Annotated in this window: 17 protein-coding genes; 2 read left to right on the forward strand and 15 right to left on the reverse strand. The window is 62.9% G+C overall.

What is annotated here, in order from left to right:
• Positions 1 to 45 precede the first annotated feature (45 nt).
• From pyrF to pyrR, 7 genes are read right to left on the reverse strand one after another with little or no spacing between them, the layout of a single operon-like run.
• Positions 46 to 918, reverse strand: coding sequence for an orotidine-5'-phosphate decarboxylase (gene pyrF, locus BLQ01_RS12110; RefSeq protein ID WP_026546878.1), 873 nt, complete (start codon positions 916 to 918; stop codon positions 46 to 48).
• Entirely contained in the window at positions 911 to 4,219 is a 3,309-nt protein-coding gene (gene carB / locus BLQ01_RS12115; RefSeq protein WP_026540800.1) for a carbamoyl-phosphate synthase large subunit, read from the reverse strand. The genes pyrF and carB overlap by 8 nt, the downstream gene beginning before the upstream one ends.
• A complete protein-coding gene (gene carA, locus BLQ01_RS12120) occupies positions 4,219 to 5,466 on the reverse strand; it encodes a glutamine-hydrolyzing carbamoyl-phosphate synthase small subunit (protein WP_026540801.1) in 1,248 nt (415 codons plus the stop codon). Before carA ends, carB begins: the two co-directional genes overlap by 1 nt.
• Positions 5,447 to 5,968: a PH-like domain-containing protein gene (locus tag BLQ01_RS12125; RefSeq protein WP_091551902.1), complete on the reverse strand. Its 522-nt coding sequence runs from the start codon at positions 5,966 to 5,968 to the stop codon at positions 5,447 to 5,449. Before BLQ01_RS12125 ends, carA begins: the two co-directional genes overlap by 20 nt.
• Positions 5,961 to 7,292: a dihydroorotase gene (locus BLQ01_RS12130; protein WP_026546879.1), complete on the reverse strand. Its 1,332-nt coding sequence runs from the start codon at positions 7,290 to 7,292 to the stop codon at positions 5,961 to 5,963. The genes BLQ01_RS12125 and BLQ01_RS12130 overlap by 8 nt, the downstream gene beginning before the upstream one ends.
• Positions 7,292 to 8,299 carry an aspartate carbamoyltransferase catalytic subunit gene (locus BLQ01_RS12135; RefSeq protein ID WP_026540804.1) on the reverse strand — a complete coding sequence of 336 codons (1,008 nt, stop codon included), beginning with the start codon at positions 8,297 to 8,299 and terminating at the stop codon, positions 7,292 to 7,294. Before BLQ01_RS12135 ends, BLQ01_RS12130 begins: the two co-directional genes overlap by 1 nt.
• On the reverse strand, positions 8,296 to 8,880 hold the full coding sequence (gene pyrR / locus BLQ01_RS12140; RefSeq protein ID WP_026540805.1) for a bifunctional pyr operon transcriptional regulator/uracil phosphoribosyltransferase PyrR: 585 nt from the start codon (positions 8,878 to 8,880) through the stop codon (positions 8,296 to 8,298). The genes BLQ01_RS12135 and pyrR overlap by 4 nt, the downstream gene beginning before the upstream one ends.
• A 110-nt stretch (positions 8,881 to 8,990) precedes the next feature.
• On the opposite strand from pyrR, the gene BLQ01_RS12145 reads away from it, so the two are divergent.
• Positions 8,991 to 10,280 carry a PrsW family intramembrane metalloprotease gene (locus BLQ01_RS12145; RefSeq protein ID WP_026546881.1) on the forward strand — a complete coding sequence of 430 codons (1,290 nt, stop codon included), beginning with the start codon at positions 8,991 to 8,993 and terminating at the stop codon, positions 10,278 to 10,280.
• A gap of 104 nt (positions 10,281 to 10,384) precedes the next feature.
• Here BLQ01_RS12145 and nusB read toward each other — a convergent pair whose 3' ends face one another.
• The 8 genes from nusB to mltG form a co-directional block, all read right to left on the reverse strand.
• Positions 10,385 to 10,795 carry a transcription antitermination factor NusB gene (nusB, locus tag BLQ01_RS12150; RefSeq protein ID WP_026540807.1) on the reverse strand — a complete coding sequence of 137 codons (411 nt, stop codon included), beginning with the start codon at positions 10,793 to 10,795 and terminating at the stop codon, positions 10,385 to 10,387.
• Positions 10,795 to 11,358 (reverse strand): elongation factor P, encoded by a 564-nt coding sequence (gene efp / locus BLQ01_RS12155; RefSeq protein WP_011774957.1) that lies wholly within the window; start codon positions 11,356 to 11,358, stop codon positions 10,795 to 10,797. Before efp ends, nusB begins: the two co-directional genes overlap by 1 nt.
• Positions 11,359 to 11,511: 153 nt before the next feature.
• The gene (locus tag BLQ01_RS12160) at positions 11,512 to 12,033 is read right to left on the reverse strand and encodes a tetratricopeptide repeat protein (RefSeq protein WP_091551903.1); all 522 of its coding nucleotides are present in this window, start codon (positions 12,031 to 12,033) and stop codon (positions 11,512 to 11,514) included.
• Positions 12,030 to 13,121, reverse strand: a complete 1,092-nt coding sequence (gene aroB, locus BLQ01_RS12165; protein WP_091551905.1) for a 3-dehydroquinate synthase — start codon at positions 13,119 to 13,121, stop codon at positions 12,030 to 12,032. Before aroB ends, BLQ01_RS12160 begins: the two co-directional genes overlap by 4 nt.
• Positions 13,118 to 13,669 carry a shikimate kinase gene (locus BLQ01_RS12170; RefSeq protein ID WP_035760767.1) on the reverse strand — a complete coding sequence of 184 codons (552 nt, stop codon included), beginning with the start codon at positions 13,667 to 13,669 and terminating at the stop codon, positions 13,118 to 13,120. The genes aroB and BLQ01_RS12170 overlap by 4 nt, the downstream gene beginning before the upstream one ends.
• A 14-nt stretch (positions 13,670 to 13,683) precedes the next feature.
• Positions 13,684 to 14,883, reverse strand: coding sequence for a chorismate synthase (gene aroC / locus BLQ01_RS12175; protein WP_026540811.1), 1,200 nt, complete (start codon positions 14,881 to 14,883; stop codon positions 13,684 to 13,686).
• Positions 14,884 to 14,909: 26 nt separating this feature from the next.
• Positions 14,910 to 15,764 carry a shikimate dehydrogenase gene (locus BLQ01_RS12180; protein WP_091551907.1) on the reverse strand — a complete coding sequence of 285 codons (855 nt, stop codon included), beginning with the start codon at positions 15,762 to 15,764 and terminating at the stop codon, positions 14,910 to 14,912.
• Complete coding sequence (mltG, locus tag BLQ01_RS22890; protein WP_309803276.1) at positions 15,761 to 16,900, reverse strand: endolytic transglycosylase MltG; 1,140 nt, start codon at positions 16,898 to 16,900, stop codon at positions 15,761 to 15,763. Before mltG ends, BLQ01_RS12180 begins: the two co-directional genes overlap by 4 nt.
• Here mltG and BLQ01_RS22895 point away from each other — a divergent pair.
• Positions 16,883 to 17,221, forward strand: a complete 339-nt coding sequence (locus tag BLQ01_RS22895) for a hypothetical protein (protein WP_309803274.1) — start codon at positions 16,883 to 16,885, stop codon at positions 17,219 to 17,221. The two genes, mltG and BLQ01_RS22895, sit on opposite strands and share 18 nt — an antisense overlap.
• Positions 17,222 to 17,377: the final 156 nt, after the last annotated feature.

A 17,377-nucleotide genomic window follows, 5' to 3' on the forward strand; every position in this document is an offset into this window, starting at 1 on the left:
CCCTTTCAGGAGCCTGAAGGGGCCACAAGTGACCCCGCGTTGGCCTCAGGAGCGGAGCTCCCTCAGGGTCGCTTCGGTGGCCGCACGCAGGCCCTCCACGGTGGGACCCGCGGCCAGGATGCCCCGGCTGGACGTAGCCAGGACCGTGGGATACGCGGCACCGAACGTGGCCCGAAGGTCAGCAGGGGTGGCGCCCTGGGCGCCAAGCCCGGGAGCCAGGATCGCTCCGCGGACCTGTCCAAGATCGATACCCAGGTCATCCAAAGCAGAGCCGATGGTTGCCCCCACTACCAGTCCAACCGAACCAAGGGCCCCGCTGTAACGCTGATTCTCGACGCCGGCCGCCAAGGCAATCCTGCGGGCAACTGACTCGCTTCCACCAACATGCTGGACGGACTTCCCCTCAGGGTTGGACGTCAAAGCCAGGACGAACACTCCCCTGCCGTATTGCGCAGCAAGATCCAACGCAGGGCGCAATGACTCAAAGCCAAGGTAAGGGCTCAGTGTCACTGAGTCAGCGGCCAAGGATGAACCATCACGAAGCCAGGCATCGGCATAAGCGGCCATGGTGGACCCAATATCCCCGCGCTTGGCGTCAGCGATACTGAGTACCCCTGCCTCCGCGGATGCAGCCAAGGTGCGTTCAAGGACCGCCATTCCGGCGGAACCGTGACGCTCATAGAGCGCCACTTGCGGCTTGACCGCGGCAGCGAGGGAAGACACCGCCTCCACCACCGTCAGCGAAAAACGCTCCAGCCCTGCGGCGTCGTCGTTCAATCCCCAGTCGGCCAACAGCTGCGGGTGCGGATCAATTCCGACGCAGAGCGGGCCACGGGACGCCATGGCCGCAGCCAGCCGGGAGCCAAAGGACTCCCGGGCCGGCTGCTGACCCTGCTGGGGTGAAGCAGACTCAGGCATTGGCTGCTTCCATTGCTGCGGAGAGGTTGGCTGCGTGCTCCTGCAGGCTGGTCACCGACCATTCGTAGGTCCGCAGTGCCTCGATAGCCTGCACCGCGGCGTTGAATTCAGCCACGGTGGTGATGCAGGGGATGCCGATGGACGTTGCTGCGGCCCGGAGTTCGTATCCATCGCTGCGGGCTTCGCCACCCGAGGGGGTGTTGAAGACCATGTCGATCTCACCGGCGATCACGAGGTCGGCAATGGTGCCCTCGCCCTCGGCGCTGCTGCCTTCGGCCACCTTGCGGACCGGAGTGGCCTGGATGCCGTTGCGGCGCAGGACATCAGCGGTGCCACCGGTGGAGACGATCTCGAAACCGAGGTCCGAGAGGCGCTTGACGCCCATGATGACCGAACGCTTGTCACGGTTGGCCACCGATACGAAGATCTTGCCTTCGGTGGGCAGCGCGTTGTTCGCGGCAGCCTGGCTCTTGGCGAAAGCGGTATCGAAGTGCTTGTCGATGCCCATGACTTCACCGGTGGAACGCATTTCCGGGCCGAGGAGGGAGTCCACAACCTTGCCTTCGGGCGTACGGAAGCGGCTGAACGGCAGCACAGCTTCCTTCACGGCAACCGGTGCATCCAACGGCAAGGTGGAGCCGTCACCGGTTTCCGGCAGCATCTTGTAGGCGCCGCGGAGCTGGTTGATGGTCACGCCGGTGCCGATCAGGGCTGCCGCCTTGGCCATCTGCACACCCGTTGCCTTGGAGACGAAGGGGACCGTGCGGGAAGCACGCGGGTTGGCTTCGAGCACGTACAGGACGTCTGAGGCCAGCGCGAACTGGATGTTGATCAGGCCACGGACGCCCACGCCTTCGGCAATGGCCCGGGTTGCGGTGCGCACGCGCTCGATCACGTTGTTGCCCAGGGTGATCGGGGGAAGGACGCACGCGGAGTCACCGGAGTGGATACCGGCTTCTTCGATGTGTTCCATGATGCCGCCGAGGTACATGTCAGTGCCGTCGAAGAGCGCGTCAACATCGATTTCGACGGCGTCCTCGAGGAAGCGGTCGATCAGCACGGGGTGGTCCGGCGTGATTTCCGTGGCGTTGGCGATGTAGCGGGAAAGGTTGGCTTCGTCATAGACGATCTCCATGCCGCGGCCGCCCAGTACGTAGGACGGACGGACCAGGACCGGGTAGCCGATTTCATCGGCAATCTTCTTGGCGTCCTCGAAGGAAACGGCAGTGCCGTTCTTCGGGGAGGTCAATCCGGCCTCGTCCAATACGCGGGCGAACGCGCCCCGGTGCTCTGCGAGGTCGATGGCTTCGGGCGAAGTGCCGAGGATGGGGACGCCGGCGTCGGCGAGCTGCTGCGCCAGCTTCAGCGGAGTCTGGCCACCGAGCTGGACGAACACGCCCATGACGCCACCGGTGCGCTCTTCGGCGGCGATGACCTCAAGGACGTCCTCAAGGGTCAACGGCTCAAAGTAGAGGCGGGTGGAGACATCGTAGTCGGTGGAGACGGTCTCGGGGTTGCAGTTGACCATCACGGTCTCATAGCCGGCCTTGCGCAGCGCCATGGACGCATGGACGCAGGAGTAGTCAAACTCGATGCCCTGGCCGATGCGGTTCGGTCCCGAGCCCAGGATGATGACAGAGGGCTTGGCGTGCAGGCCCACTTCGTCTTCCTCGTCGTAGGAGGAGTAGTGGTACGGGGTGTAGGCGGCGAACTCAGCGGCGCAGGTATCCACGGTCTTGTAGACCGGACGAATGCCCAGGGCCTGGCGGACGCCGCGGACCACGGCCTCGTTGTTGTGCGTCAGGGCACCGATCTGCTCGTCGGAGAAACCGTGGCGTTTGGCGTTGCGCAGCATTTCCTCGGTCAGCACACCGGCCTTGCGGATTTCCTGGGCGGTCTCATTGAGCAGCTGCAACTGGTCCAGGAACCAGGGATCGATCTTGGTTGCTTCGAAGACGTCCTCGATGCTTGCCCCGCCCAGCAATGCGCGCTGGACCTGGTGAAGGCGCTCAGTGGTGGGCCGCTTGGCCTTCTCCAGGAGCTCGGCCACTTCGTATTCAGGTACTGAACTGAAGTCCAGCTGCGAGCCCTTCTGTTCCAGGGAGCGCAGGGCCTTCTGCAGTGCCTCGGTGAAGTTGCGGCCCATCGCCATGGCTTCGCCAACAGACTTCATGGTGGTGGTCAGGGTGTTGTCGGCAGCCGGGAACTTCTCGAAGGCGAAGCGCGGAACCTTGACCACTACGTAGTCCAGGGTCGGCTCGAAGGAAGCCGGGGTCTTCTGGGTGATGTCGTTGGGGATCTCATCCAGGGTGTAACCAAGGGACAGCTTGGTAGCGATCTTGGCGATGGCGAATCCGGTGGCCTTCGATGCCAGCGCGGACGAGCGCGAAACACGCGGGTTCATTTCGATGACCACTACGCGGCCCGTAGCGGGGTCGATCGCGAACTGGATGTTGCAGCCGCCGGTGTCCACGCCGACTTCGCGGATGACGGCGATGGAGACATCGCGCAGCTTCTGGTACTCGCGGTCCGTGAGGGTCAGTGCCGGGGCAACCGTGATGGAGTCACCGGTGTGGACACCTACGGGATCGAAGTTCTCGATGGAGCAGACAACAACGACGTTGTCGTTCTTGTCGCGCATCATTTCCAGCTCGTATTCCTTCCAGCCGAGGATGCTCTCTTCGAGCAGGACCTCGGTGGTGGGGCTGTACTGGAGGCCCTGGCCGACGATGCGGCGGAGGTCGTCCTCGTTGTAAGCCAAGCCTGAGCCCAAGCCACCCATGGTGAAGGACGGGCGGACCACCATGGGGTAGCCAAGATCCTCGGCAGCTGCGAAGGCCTCATCCATGGTGTGGATAATGTGGCTGCGGGCAGACTCTGCACCACAACGCTCCACCACGCCCTTGAACTTCTCCCGGTCTTCGCCGAGCTCAATGGCGGCAATGTTGGCGCCGATGAGTTCCACGTTGTACTTCTCCAGTACGCCGTTCTTGTCCAACGCAATGGCGGTGTTCAAAGCGGTCTGGCCACCCAGGGTGGGCAGGATGGCGTCCGGACGCTCCTTGGCGATGATCTTCTCAACCACCTCGGGGGTGATGGGCTCCACGTAGGTGGCATCGGCAAACTCGGGGTCCGTCATGATGGTGGCCGGGTTGGAGTTGACCAGGATGACCCGCAGGCCCTCCTCTTTCAGGACACGGAGTGCCTGGGTGCCGGAGTAGTCGAACTCAGCCGCCTGGCCGATGACAATGGGGCCGGATCCGATGACAAGGACGCTCTTGAGATCTGTACGCTTGGGCATTACTTCGTGTCCTCAGTCTTGGAGTCGGTGGAGGCCGCAGCTGTGGCCTTGGACTTGGTATCGGCCATGAGGTCGATGAAGCGGTCAAAGAGGTAGGCGGCATCGTGCGGGCCGGCAGCAGCCTCCGGGTGGTACTGGACGGAGAACGCGGGGATATCGAGGCAGGCGAGTCCTTCAACGACGTCGTCGTTCAATGACACGTGGCTGACCTCGACGCGTCCGAAGCGCTCTTCGGGGGCCACAGTGGAACCGTTCAGCGGCGCATCCACGGCGAAGCCGTGGTTCTGCGATGTGATTTCGACCTTCCCGGTCCGGCGGTCCATGACGGGCTGGTTGATGCCACGGTGCCCGTAGCGGAGCTTGTAGGTGCCAAAGCCCAGGGCGCGGCCCAGGATCTGGTTGCCGAAGCAGATGCCGAAGTACGGCAGCTTCTCATCCAGCACCGAGCGCAGCAGCGAGACCTGGTGGTCTGCCGTAGCCGGGTCCCCGGGTCCGTTGGACATGAAGAAACCGTCCGGCTTGACCGCGTTGACATCCTCCAGCGTGGACGTTGCAGGCAGGACGTGGACGCGCACTCCACGCTCTGCGAAGCGGACCGGAGTCATGGCCTTGATGCCAAGGTCAACAGCAGCGATGGAGAAGCGTGGCTCGCCTTCCCAGCCGTGGTCCTTTGGTTCCACAACGTAGGCCTCATCGATGGAGACTTCCTCAGCCAGCGCCGCACCTTCCATGGGCTCACTGGCCAGGACGGTCTCCAGCAGTTCCTTGTCAGTGGCCTGGGCCGCCTCGCCGGAGAAAATGCCAGCACGCATGGTCTTGTGCTCGCGGAGGTGGCGGGTGATGGCCCGGGTGTCGACGCCCTGGATGCCAACAATGCCCTGCTCTACCAGTTCATCGTCAAGGCTTCGCTCTGAGCGCCAGTTGGAGGGGCGGCGGGCGGCGTCCCGGACAATGTATCCGGCAACCCAGATACGGCGGGATTCAGCGTCTTCGCTGTTGACGCCGGTGTTGCCGATGTGCGGCGCTGTCTGGACCACCAGCTGGCGCGCGTAGGAGGGGTCGGTAATGGTCTCCTGGTAGCCGGTCATGCCGGTGGCGAAGACGGCCTCACCGAGAGCGGTTCCCTGCGCTCCGTAGCTGCGGCCGCGGAACATGCGGCCGTCTTCGAGCACGAGTACTGCTGCTGAGGGGGTGGGTGTGGTGGCTGCTTTACTATCCGTCACTTTATTACTTTCCACTATCGGCATCTGCCTGAGGGGCTGCGGAGATCAATTCCTGGAGGGCTTCAAGGAGGAGCTTTTTGTCGGCTGCGTGCCGGGTCCGGAACCCGGTATCGAGTTCACGGCCGCCGAGTTTCCAACTGATGACCAGGAGTCCGTCTTTCTCGACGAACTTCCCTGCCATGCCGTTGGACTCCCGGCCGTCAGTCACTGCCTCGCGGGGTATGAAGACAGGGGCGGCACCGGAGCGGTCGAACAACACACCTTCGGCGTGGATGCTCAGTTCCGCGTTGGTCCGGATACCCAGGCCTTGGACCGCGATACGGTCAAGCCAATCCCCCGCCGTGGTGGTGGCAACGTACTGGCCATCAGCGACGACGGTGGCCGGCGTCAGCTGCTCCGGCAGGGCCGGAAGGCGTTCGACGTCGGACTGGCGCCTGAGCCTGTTCCGCCACCCCAGCCAGATCATCGCCAGGACGGCGAGGATCAGCGGCACCGTGATGAGCACGGTCAGTGTCTGGTTATCCATTAATGCTGCTGACTGCCGGGTACCGGTACGGCGTGTTGAGTTTGCCGTCAAGGACCGTGGGGTGGCCCTTGAAGAAGGTTGCCACCACGGATCCGGGCAGCTCCTTGCCCTTGAACGGTGAATTGCGGCCCATGGTTGCCATTTTATGGGGGTCGACCGTCCAACGCGCAGCCGGGTCCACCAGGATGACGTTGGCAGGTTCGCCAACCTCCAGCGGACGGCCTTGGTCAGCGACCCGCCCGATGACCGCAGGCGTGAACGAGGTGACCCTGGCGAAATCCGCCCAGGTCATCAAGCCGGTCTCGATCATGGTCTCCTGGACTACCGACAACGCAGTTTCGAGGCCGGTCATACCCATGGCCGCCTGCGCCCACTCGCATTCCTTGTGCTCGCTGGGGTGCGGGGCATGGTCGGTTCCCACGACGTCGATGGTGCCGTCGGCCAGGCCCTCACGGAGCGCCTGGACATCAGCATCGGTTCGCAGCGGCGGATTGACCTTGTAGACGGGATCGTAGCTGCGGACCAGTTCATCGGTCAGGAGCAGGTGGTGGGGCGTCACTTCGGCTGTGACGTTGATCCCGCGCGCCTTGGCCCAGCGCACGATTTCGACTGATCCGGCGGTGGAGACATGGCAGACGTGGAGCCTGGAACCAACATGCTGGGCCAGCAGGACGTCACGGGCGATGATGCTTTCCTCAGCTACAGCCGGCCAGCCGGTCAGTCCAAGTACGGCAGAGACCGTGCCTTCGTTCATCTGTGCCCCGGCGGTCAGGCGCGGTTCCTGCGCGTGCTGGGCCACCACGCCGTCGAACGCCTTTACGTACTCCAGCGCGCGGCGCATGAGGACGGGATCGTGAACGCAGATTCCGTCATCGGAGAACATGCGGACCTGCGCGCGGGAATCGGCCATGGCGCCAAGCTCGGCAAGTTGCTCACCGGCCAACCCCACCGTGACTGCACCAACGGGGCGCACATCCACCCAGCCCGATGCACGGCCCAGGCTGTGGACCTGTTCCACGACTCCGGCGGTGTCCGCCACGGGGTTGCTGTTGGCCATCGCGTGGACAGCCGTGAATCCGCCCAAAGCCGCGGCCCGGGTACCGGTTTCCACCGTTTCGGCGTCTTCGCGGCCCGGCTCGCGCAGGTGGGTGTGCACGTCAACCATGCCGGGCAGCGCCACGAGTCCGGCGGCGTCGATGACAGTGGCACCTTCAGCGGCGAGGTCCTTGCCGCGTGCTTCGATGACGCCGTCGCGGATCAGCAGGTCCTCAGCTTCGCCGCCGAGGATGGCGGCACCACGAATCAGGTAGGTGTTCTCGGCCATCAGTTGGTCTCCTTGCTGGACTGGCTTACGTTCTGGGCTGCTTCCCGGGAGTCTCCTGAGAGCAGCAGGTACAGGGCGGCCATGCGGACCGAGACACCGTTGCGGACTTGGGCAAGCACAGTGGAGCGCGGTGAATCAGCAGCTGCCGAAGAAATCTCCAGGCCGCGGTTCATGGGACCGGGGTGCATGATGATGGTGTCCTTCATGCCCAGGTCATCCAAGGCACGGAGCCTGGCGTCGTCGAATCCCCAGCGGCGGGAGTACTCACGGGTCGAGGGGAAGAACGAGGCGTTCATCCGCTCACCCTGGACGCGGAGCATCATCATGGCGTCGATACCCGCTTCCAGGGTCTCGTCCAGGTTGTAGCTGACCTTGCAAGGCCAGTGCTCGACGCCGATGGGCAGCAGCGTAGGTGGCGCCACCAGAGTGACCTCGGCGCCAAGGGTTTTCAACAACCAGACGTTGGACCGGGCAACACGGGAGTGGAGTACATCGCCGGCAATCGCAACGCGCATGCCCGACAGGTCCGCCCCCGTTGACTCGATGCCGTTGATCCTGGACCAGTGCCGGCGCATGGTGAAAGCGTCCAGCAGGGCCTGGGTGGGGTGCTCGTGGGTGCCGTCACCGGCGTTGATCACAGCAGCGTCAATCCAGTCCGTGGCAGCGAGCCGGTGCGGGGCGCCGGACGCCCAGTGACGAATGACCACGGCGTCCGCACCCATGGCGGCCAGGGTCTGTGCGGTGTCCTTGAGGGATTCCCCCTTGGACACCGAGGACCCTTTGGCGGCGAAGTTGATGACGTCGGCGGAAAGTCGCTTGGCGGCAGCCTCGAACGAGATCCGCGTCCGGGTGGAGTCTTCGAAGAAGAGGTTCACTACTGTCCGGCCACGCAGGGCAGGCAGCTTTTTCACTTCACGCTCGCCCACGGCAGACATTTCTTCTGCCGTGTCCAGGACGCGGATGGCGTCGAAAGCGCTGAGGTTTTCAGTGGAAAGAAGGTGCTTCACTTCCCCGCCTCGATAACTACTTCATTGACGGGAACGCCGTCAACAGAGTCGATTTCCTCCAGGTGGACACGGACTTTCTCCGAGGAAGAGGTGGGCAGGTTCTTGCCGACGTGGTCCGCGCGGATGGGGAGCTCACGGTGGCCCCGGTCCACCAGCACGGCCAAGCGGACAATCCGGGGACGGCCAAGGTCCACCAAAGCATCCAGTGCTGCCCGGATGGTGCGGCCCGAGTACAGGACGTCGTCGATCAGGACAACTACTTTGTTGTCGATCCCTGACAACGGCAAGCGGGTGTGGCGCGGAGGCCGGGTGGGCTGGTGCGAGAGATCGTCACGGAACATGGTGACATCGAGCTGACCCACGATCGTTTCAGCATTGACCGTCGGGTCAGCTGCTGCGATTTTGTGGGCAAGGCGGACCGCCAGGGGATAGCCGCGGCTGGGAATGCCTAAGAGAACCAGGTCCTGGGAGCCCTTGTTGGCTTCGAGGATCTCGTGGGCGATACGAGTGAGCGCACGATCAATGTCCGCCTGGTTGAGTACAACCCTGGACGGCACGTGCGCTGAAGTGACTTCAGTCATCGCTCGTCTCCCCTTTCCCCGCCTCACGGGACGGAATTAAAAAAGGAATATGTGCTTTTCCAAGCTACCACAGCACCTCTTTGCCACCTCACCGGCGGGGAAAGCGACGGGTGAGTTTAAGCTCACACTCCATGCCGTGGAATAGGCTTTTGCCCATGACCATGAACCACCACGGGCAACCCGGCGGGCAACAGTATCCACGGCCTTACCTGGAACCCGGGGCCAACCCTACGTGGATCGGACGGGTACAGCCGGGAAATTACCAGCCCGCGCCGGGCAATCCCGCCACGCTCCCCCGGCAAACCTGGGCCGGCCCGCCGGCCCAGCGAAGCCGCACGGGCACACTCCCCTTGCTGATTGTCGGTGGAATCCTGGTCCTCGCCAGTTTGATACTGGTGTTGCCGTTCCTGCTGGGAAACACCGGTGTCACCGGCTTCGTCATCGGATTCATTGCGTCCCTGGTTCCGCTGACCGTGGTGCTGCTGACCGTTCGCCTGATCGACCGCTGGGAGCCCGAGCCAAAACGACTCCTCTGGTTCGCCTTTACCTGGGGCGCCGCAGTGTCCATCGCCGGGACACTGCTGATCCAGCCCCTCTTCGCCCTGGCCGCGCCGACCAGCAGCGAAGAAGCTTTTACCTACTTCATGGCAACAGTCCAAGCACCCATCGTCGAAGAATTCACCAAGTCACTGGGATTGCTGGTGCTGATCCTGGCCGCCCGGAAGTACTTTGACGGCCCGGTGGACGGGGTGGTGTTCGCCTTCACCATTGCCGCCGGTTTCGCCTTTACCGAAAACATCCTCTATTTCGGACGCGAAATTGCCTCCTCCACCGACCCGGGGACTGACCTCGTCCGCATCTTCATCCTTCGTGGCGTCATGTCGCCTTTCGCCCATGCCGTCTTCACCGGAACCACCGGCCTGATCATGGGTTTCGCGGCACGCCGCTGGCACACCGGCTACGCCGTACTGGCATTCTTCATCGGTTTGCTCCCTGCCATGTTCCTGCACAACCGCTGGAACAGCATGGGCCAGAACTTCCTGGTGGAATACTTCGTTGTCCAGGTCCCGATCTTCCTGGTTGCAGCTGTGGGCATCATCCTGCTCCGGCTCGCCGAAGGAAAGCTCACCCGGCAGCGGCTCCTTGAGTACGCCCGCGCAGGCTGGTTCACACCGGCAGAGGTGGAGATGCTGGCCACCTCCCGGGGAAGGCGGCAGGCTGTCCGTTGGGCATCCACGCGCGGCCGCAGGGATGCGATGAAATCCTTCATCAAAGGGGCTACGGCTTTGGCCTTTACCCGCCAACGGATACTCAGCGGGCGGGACGTCCACCTTCACCAGCAGGACGAACTTGACCATCTCCGAAGTATTCCGGGCCTGCGGGCCGCGGTTCTCCAGTAGGGGCAATGGCGCAAATGGCGCAAATGGGCCAAATCGGGCAAAAAGAACCCGCCCCACAGTTTCCTGTGAGGCGGGTTCCTTGTACGTTCAGGCCAGGCCTGCGCCTATGCCAAAAGTGATGGTTTGAGCTTCTGGAGCCGGCCCAGGAGTCCATTGATGAACGCCGGGGAGTCATCCGTGGACATCGTCTTGGCGAGGGCTACCGCTTCGCTGACGGCTACGCCGTCGGGAACCTCGTCATTGTAGAGAAGTTCCCACGCGCCGATCCGGAGGATGATGCGGTCTACCGACGGCATCCGTTCCAGGGTCCAGCCCTGGGCATAAGTCTCCAGGAACTCATCAATGGTTGCCTGCATGGCCACAACGCCCTCAACGATTTCCACCGTATAGGGGTTGATGACCAGGTCAGTCTTCTCCCGCCGCGCCCTCATGGCGTCGAAAGCCGAAACCGAGCGCTGCTCCGCTTCGAAGAGTACTTCAAGAGCCCTGCTACGGGCTTTACCGCGTGCGCTCACTAGTCGTTGACCCGGCCCAGGTAGCTGCCATCGCGGGTGTCGACCTTGACCTTGGTGCCCTGCTCAACGAACAGCGGAACCTGGATCTCATAGCCGGTTTCGACGGTGGCCGGCTTGGTGCCTGCCGAGGAGCGGTCGCCCTGGAGGCCAGGCTCGGTGTAGGTGATTTCGAGGACCACGCTCGGGGGCAGTTCGATGTACAACGGGGTGCCCTCATGGATGGCAATGTTGACCATCTGGTTTTCGAGCATGAAGTTGGTGGCGTCGCCCACTGTGGCACCGGAGACGGTGATCTGGTCGTAGTCCTGGGTGTCCATGAAAACGAAGTCTTCGCCATCCTGGTACAGGTACTGGTAGTCGCGGCGGTCGACCGTAGCGGTTTCAATCTTCAGGCCGGCGTTGAAGGTCTTGTCGACCACCTTGCCGGACATGACGTTGCGCATCTTGGTGCGCACAAACGCGCCGCCCTTGCCAGGCTTGACGTGCTGGAACTCAATGATGTTCCAGAGCTGGCCCTCGAGCTTCAGTACGGTCCCGTTCTTGATGTCGTTTGTGGTTGCCACTCGTATCCTCTGGTTATCGCACTGGTTCTAGCTGCCAGCTATCTATGCCAAGCAGGCGTACCAATCGGCCCGCCAGCGCGTATTTATCAAAAATCCAAGAACCATTCTACCGGCAAATGAGCCAAAGGCTTGCGGGGACTGTCCTCAGGGGTATCAGGAAGCGAGTTCCAGTACGTTCCGGGCCCGCTGCAGGGCAACGGTAGAGGAGTAGATCAACGCCGCATCGGCGGCCATGGCGACACGGAGGTCCAAAGCCTTGGCAAACTCCTCGGATGCAGCCAAAGCGTTCCCGCTGACAAAGTAGGCCCGACCCAAGTACTGGTGGACGATCGCTTCTTTCGAGCTGCCCTGGACATCCTGCAGCAGATGCCGGAACAGCTGGATGGCCCTGTCCAGCCGATTGGTGGCGCGGTGGACTTCAGCTTCAAAAATCCTGAGCCGGAACGACTCGGGATCCTTGTACCGTGCCTCTGCCAGCAGTTCTGCTGCTTCGTTGGCGTGGTTTTCCAGCAGCAGGGCCATGATGCGATCAGCGGGATCCTCCGACGCTGCAAGCGCCGTCTCCATGACTTCCTCGTTGACGATGACCGGAAGGAGGGTATCGGGATTGGTCCGGACACCCGGGAAGCCCGCTGTTGGCCAATCGCTGACGCCTTCCCTCACGTCGACACTCATGACGCGATCTCCTGGTAGGCGGCAAACAGGAGGGAGGTATCGGGGACGTCCAGGATGCCCGGCTTGGCCACACCGTCAAGGACAACAAACCGCAGGAGGTCGCCACGGGACTTCTTATCCCGGCGCATGCCGTCCAGCAACCCCTGCCAGCGGTCACGCCGGTAGGTGATCGGCAGGCCGAGGCTTTCCAGGATGGTGCGGTGGCGGTCTGCGTCGGCATCGGACAACCGCCCAACGCTGCGCGACAATTCTGCGGCAAACATCATGCCCACCGAAACGGCCGCGCCGTGCCGCCATGAGTAGCGCTCCACCAGTTCAATGGCATGTCCCAGGGTATGGCCATAGTTCAGGATCTCACGGAGCCCGGATTCTTTCAGGTCCTGCGAAACGACATCGGCCTTGACAGTGATGGCCCGCTCGATCAATTCGCGGACAACGTCCGACGCCGGGTCCATCACGGCGTCAGTGTTCTTCTCGATCAGATCCAGGATGGTGGGGTCGGCAATGAAACCGCACTTGATGACCTCGGCCATGCCGGAAATGAGCTCATTCCTGGGCAGGGTCTGAAGGGTGTCCAGATCAGCCAAAACGGCTGCCGGCGGGTGGAAGGAACCTACGAGGTTCTTCCCTTCGGCGGTGTTGATTCCGGTCTTTCCGCCCACTGAAGCATCCACCATGCCCAACAGGCTGGTGGGCATGTGGATGACCTTGACGCCCCGCAGCCAGGTGGCCGCCACAAAGCCTGCAAGGTCAGTTACCGCGCCGCCACCGACCGCCACGATGGCGTCCGAACGTGTGAAGTCGTTCTGGCCAAGGACCTGCCAGCAGAATGCGGCTACCTGGATGTGCTTGCCTTCTTCGGCATCCGGAATTTCGGCCGTCAGCGCGGTGAAGCCGGCTGTTTCAAGCTCATCGCGGACCGTATCGCCCGTCAGGCGGAGGGCACGGGGATGGATGACCAGGACACGCCTGACACGCTCCCCAAGCTTCTCCGGAAGGTTCGCCAGAAGGCCACGCCCCACTACGACGTCGTAGTTTTCAATGGCGGAACCGCCGGTCACCTTGATGACAGTTGCTTCGTTGCTCACTTTTCAACTTCCTCTTTCAAGGCTGCATGCTGGCGCAGCCGCTCCTCCAGTTGGAGGCCGATTTCCGCCACGGATCCTGACCGGACGTCCATGACGATGTCCGCGAGGCGCTCATAAACAGGACGCCTCGTAGCAAACAACGCTTCCCACCGGGTCATGGCATCGCCTTTGAGCAGCGGCCTGCCGGTGTTCCGCGCAATCCTGTCGGCAACCGTTTCTGCGTCGCACTCGAGGTAGACCACCGTGCAATCCCCCAGCAACTGCTGGGTTCCGGAGTCAAGCACCGCTCCCCCGCCCAGGGAAATGATGGCGGGCTGGACCTTGGCATGCTCGATGGATTTCGCCACGGCCCGGGCTTCGATCTCGCGGAAGGCGTGCTCTCCGCGTCCTGCAAAAATATCTGCGATGCTGCCATGGGCAGCCACCACCACTGCGTCGGTGTCCACGAACGGGAGCCCCAACTGCTGGGCCAACTGCTGGCCAATGGCTGATTTGCCGACGGCCATTGGCCCCACCAGAACAACGGGACGGTCACGAAGTCCGTCCATGATGAGGCGGACCACTACCGGCCGACCGAGTCCAGGGTGGCCGGGATGCTCTCAAGGTAGCTCTGGAGGTTTCGCTGGGTCTCAGCTACGGAGTCGCCACCGAACTTCTCGGCAACGGCCTCGGCCAGGACCAGGGCAACCATCGCTTCGGCCACAACACCGGCCGCTGGCACCGCACATACATCTGAACGCTGGTGGTGGGCCTTTGCGGGCTCACCAGTACTGACGTCAATGGTCCGCAGGGCACGGGGAACGGTGGCGATTGGCTTCATGGCCGCACGGACGCGGAGGACCTCGCCGATGCTCATGCCACCTTCGATGCCACCAGCCCGGTTGGTCTGCCGAACGATCTTGCCTGCCTCATCCTTGAGGATCTCGTCATGGGCTGCCGAGCCGCGGCGGGCAGCAGTGAGGAAGCCGTCGCCAACTTCCACACCCTTGATGGCCTGGATGCCCATCAATGCAGCTGCCAGGCGGGAATCAAGGCGGCGGTCCCAGTGGACGTAGCTGCCAAGTCCCGGCGGAAGTCCATAGGCCAGGACCTCAACGACGCCGCCGAGGGTTTCGCCTTCCTTGTGGGCCGCATCCACTTCAGCAACCATGGCATCGGAGGTTTCACGGTCGAAGCAGCGCAGGGGGTCCGCGTCGAGAGCCAGGACGTCCTGCGGCAGGGGCAAGGGACGCCCTTCGGGAACAGTCACACTGGCAATGGAAACGGTGTGGCTGACCAACTCCACACCCAACTGCTTCAGGAACTGAGCAGCCACGGTTCCAAGTGCCACACGCGTGGCGGTCTCCCGTGCACTGGCGCGCTCAAGGACAGGACGGGCTTCGTCAAAGCCGTATTTCTGCATGCCGGTGAAATCTGCGTGGCCCGGCCGTGGACGGGTCAGCGGGGCATTGCGCGCCTGGTCGGCGAGGACCTCGGGATCCACGGGGTCAGCAGACATGATCTGCTCCCACTTGGGCCACTCTGTATTGCCAACCTGAATGGCCACGGGTCCGCCTTGGGTGAGGCCGTGCCGGACACCACCCATGATGGTGACCTCGTCCTGCTCGAACTTCATGCGGGCACCGCGTCCGTAGCCCAGACGACGACGCGCCAGCGCATCGCGGATCTGCGCGCTGGTGAGCTCAACACCGGCGGGCACGCCTTCAATAATTCCGATCAGGGCCGGACCATGGGATTCACCGGCAGTCAACCAACGCAACATATAACCAATCCTGCCATGTAAGGCTTCTAGAACACTCGCCGGGGAAGCCCAACTGAGTCGCACATCACATCTATGACGGCGGCGTCCACGTCACAACCGCTGAAGCGCCTGATCTGCTCGGCCGCCTGGTACATCAACATCTCCAAGCCCGGTACCACAGCTCCCCCATGGCCATGCCACACCTCAGCGAGGCGGCTGGGCCAGGGATCATAGGCAACGTCCAGAAGGACGCCGGCTCCTGTTCCCGGCAAGCCTGCAAGCTCCTCCGCCAAGGCATCGGCTGCCCGCGGCGGGAAGGTGGAGATCACCAGGTCCGTGCCCGCCACAGCAGTGGCGGCTTCGGTCAGCGGCCTGACGCTGAGGGAAATTCCGACGGCGGCAGCCGCCGCCTCCGCGTCGCCGGCACGCCCTGCATCCCTGACGAAGACATCGACGTGGCCGGCACCGAGTTCCTTGACCGCTGCAACTGCAGCGGCAGAGGTACCTCCACCGCCAAGTACAGCGGCGTGCGGCGTAGAGGCAACCCCTGCATACCTGACTGCTTCGACAATCCCGGCAACATCGGTGTTGTACCCCACGCGCCGGACCAGTCCGCCGTCGGGCTCGAAGACCACCGTGTTGATGACGCCCAAGTGGGCGCCTGCGCCACGGACTTCGTCGACTTCCTTGACCATGGCCGACTTCAGCGGCATGGTCACTGAAAGACCGCACCAGGAGTGGTCCCCACGAAGTGATTCCATGAATGCGGGAAGGGCATCCACCGTGACATCGATTGCCGAATATTCAATGTCTACGCCCAGCTTGGCGTAGGCGGCAGTGTGCAGGGCCGGGGATTTCGAATGCGAGATAGGGTGCCCCAGGACTGCGGCACGACGAATCACACACACCGTCCCGGGTTGGCCGTGCACCAGGCGTTGTATTGCTCAACATACGTGTTGTGTTCAGCCAGTGTCTTGGAGAACTTGGTCTCTTTGGTGTCCAGGTTGATGGTCACCCAGTAGAGGTAATCATTCGGGGTGGGTTTGGCAGCGGCATCAATGGCGGTCTTGCCCGGTGAGCCGATCGGCCCGGCGGGCAGTCCCACGTTGGCGTACGTGTTGTACGTGTTGGACTTGTCAGCTTTCTCTTCCTCCGTAAGGTGGAAGGATTTCTTGCCGAGTCCGTACGTCACCGTGGCATCTGATTGGATCAGGCCACTGGTTTCCACGTTGTTGGGCTTGAGCCTGTTGTAGATGGCGCCGGCCACGTTGCCGTAATCGGCCTGGCCGCCCTCAGCTTGGACAATGCTGGCAATGGTGACGGTGTCGTACTGCTTTGCCGGTTCCGTGATTCCCTGGGACTTGAGTTCATCAACCGTAGTGGTGACCAACTTCTGGATGATGTCCTTCGCTGGCGTGCCGAGGGGGAAACGGTACTCCCCCGGCGCCAGGAAACCTTCGAGGTTCTTGGCCTTGGAAGGCACGCCGAACTGTGCCGGCGCCTGGTTCAAGGCATTGAGTTCCTGCAGGGAGATTCCGGAGCCCTTGGAGATGGCTTCGAGGGATTCGTTGATGCGGAGGCCGGCACTCAGGGCGAAATACATCACCTTTGATGAGTCTTTGTTGACCAGCACATCCACGGCATCGGAATTTTTCATCTCGGTCCGGAAGGTGAACTCGCCCGGGGACAGCTCCCCGCCGTCGTTAAGGAATTCCTTCACGAACGCGTCGGCGTCGGCCACTACCTTGTTCTCCACCAGGGCGACGGCCACAGCCTTCGGTCCGGAGCCTTCGGGGACGGTGATACTGACCGACCCCGTTCCCGGACCCGGGTAGTCCGTAACTTTGTCCATTCCCAGCAGGGGCTTGAGGAACTGGGCACCAATGGCGATGGCGGCTACGAAGACTCCCAGCGTGATCAGCAGCGCAAGGACTCGACGGCGACGCCGGGCCTTCTTGGCCGCGGCCTTGGTTGAGGCTGATTGCTCGATTGGCGCGATGAGGTCGTGGTGTTGATCGTCATGGTGAAGTTCGTCCACGTGGTGTTCGTCGTGGTGAAGTTCGTCCACGTGGTGTTCGTCGTGGTGAAGATCGTCGTGGTGGATCCCGTCGTGGTGGATCCCTTCCAGGGGGTGTCCATCATGGTGAAGTTCATCGTGGTGGATCCCATCGTGGTGGATCCCTTCCAGGGGGGTTTCATCATGGTGAAGCCCATCAGCAGGATGCCCAGCATGGTCATCAGCGTGCGCTGTAGATCCGTGATGTTCCCCCGCCGCGTCCTGGTGAACCCCACCGTGCCCGGGGTCAGCAGCGTGAGTCTCCCCCGGAACCTCATCGGACGGCTGGATCGCAACACCTGAATCGTCAGCGGATGGTTCATGGCCGACCGACTCGTGACCGGACTGCGCGGCGGGCACGTCAGCAGGAATCGTTGCAGCCGAAGCGGGCTCCGCTGTGGGAACGGGAGGCGTGGCAGGTTTTGCAGCGGGAACGGGAGGAGCGGCAGGCACCGGTGG

This window comes from Arthrobacter sp. UNCCL28, from assembly GCF_900102805.1.
GTDB lineage: Bacteria > Actinomycetota > Actinomycetes > Actinomycetales > Micrococcaceae > Arthrobacter > Arthrobacter nicotinovorans_A.

Excerpts from the sequence above, each read along its gene's own strand:
- BLQ01_RS22895 (WP_309803274.1), top strand. The coding sequence starts at position 16,883 with ATGGTGAAGTTCGTCCACGTGGTGTTCGTCGTGGTGAAGTTCGTCCAC.
- carA (WP_026540801.1), bottom strand. The coding sequence starts at position 5,466 with ATGCCGATAGTGGAAAGTAATAAAGTGACGGATAGTAAAGCAGCCACC.
- pyrF (WP_026546878.1), bottom strand. The coding sequence starts at position 918 with ATGCCTGAGTCTGCTTCACCCCAGCAGGGTCAGCAGCCGGCCCGGGAG.
- aroC (WP_026540811.1), bottom strand. The coding sequence starts at position 14,883 with ATGTTGCGTTGGTTGACTGCCGGTGAATCCCATGGTCCGGCCCTGATC.
- pyrR (WP_026540805.1), bottom strand. The coding sequence starts at position 8,880 with ATGACTGAAGTCACTTCAGCGCACGTGCCGTCCAGGGTTGTACTCAAC.
- BLQ01_RS12160 (WP_091551903.1), bottom strand. The coding sequence starts at position 12,033 with ATGAGTGTCGACGTGAGGGAAGGCGTCAGCGATTGGCCAACAGCGGGC.
- BLQ01_RS12125 (WP_091551902.1), bottom strand. The coding sequence starts at position 5,968 with ATGGATAACCAGACACTGACCGTGCTCATCACGGTGCCGCTGATCCTC.
- BLQ01_RS12170 (WP_035760767.1), bottom strand. The coding sequence starts at position 13,669 with ATGGACGGACTTCGTGACCGTCCCGTTGTTCTGGTGGGGCCAATGGCC.
- BLQ01_RS12130 (WP_026546879.1), bottom strand. The coding sequence starts at position 7,292 with ATGGCCGAGAACACCTACCTGATTCGTGGTGCCGCCATCCTCGGCGGC.
- carB (WP_026540800.1), bottom strand. The coding sequence starts at position 4,219 with ATGCCCAAGCGTACAGATCTCAAGAGCGTCCTTGTCATCGGATCCGGC.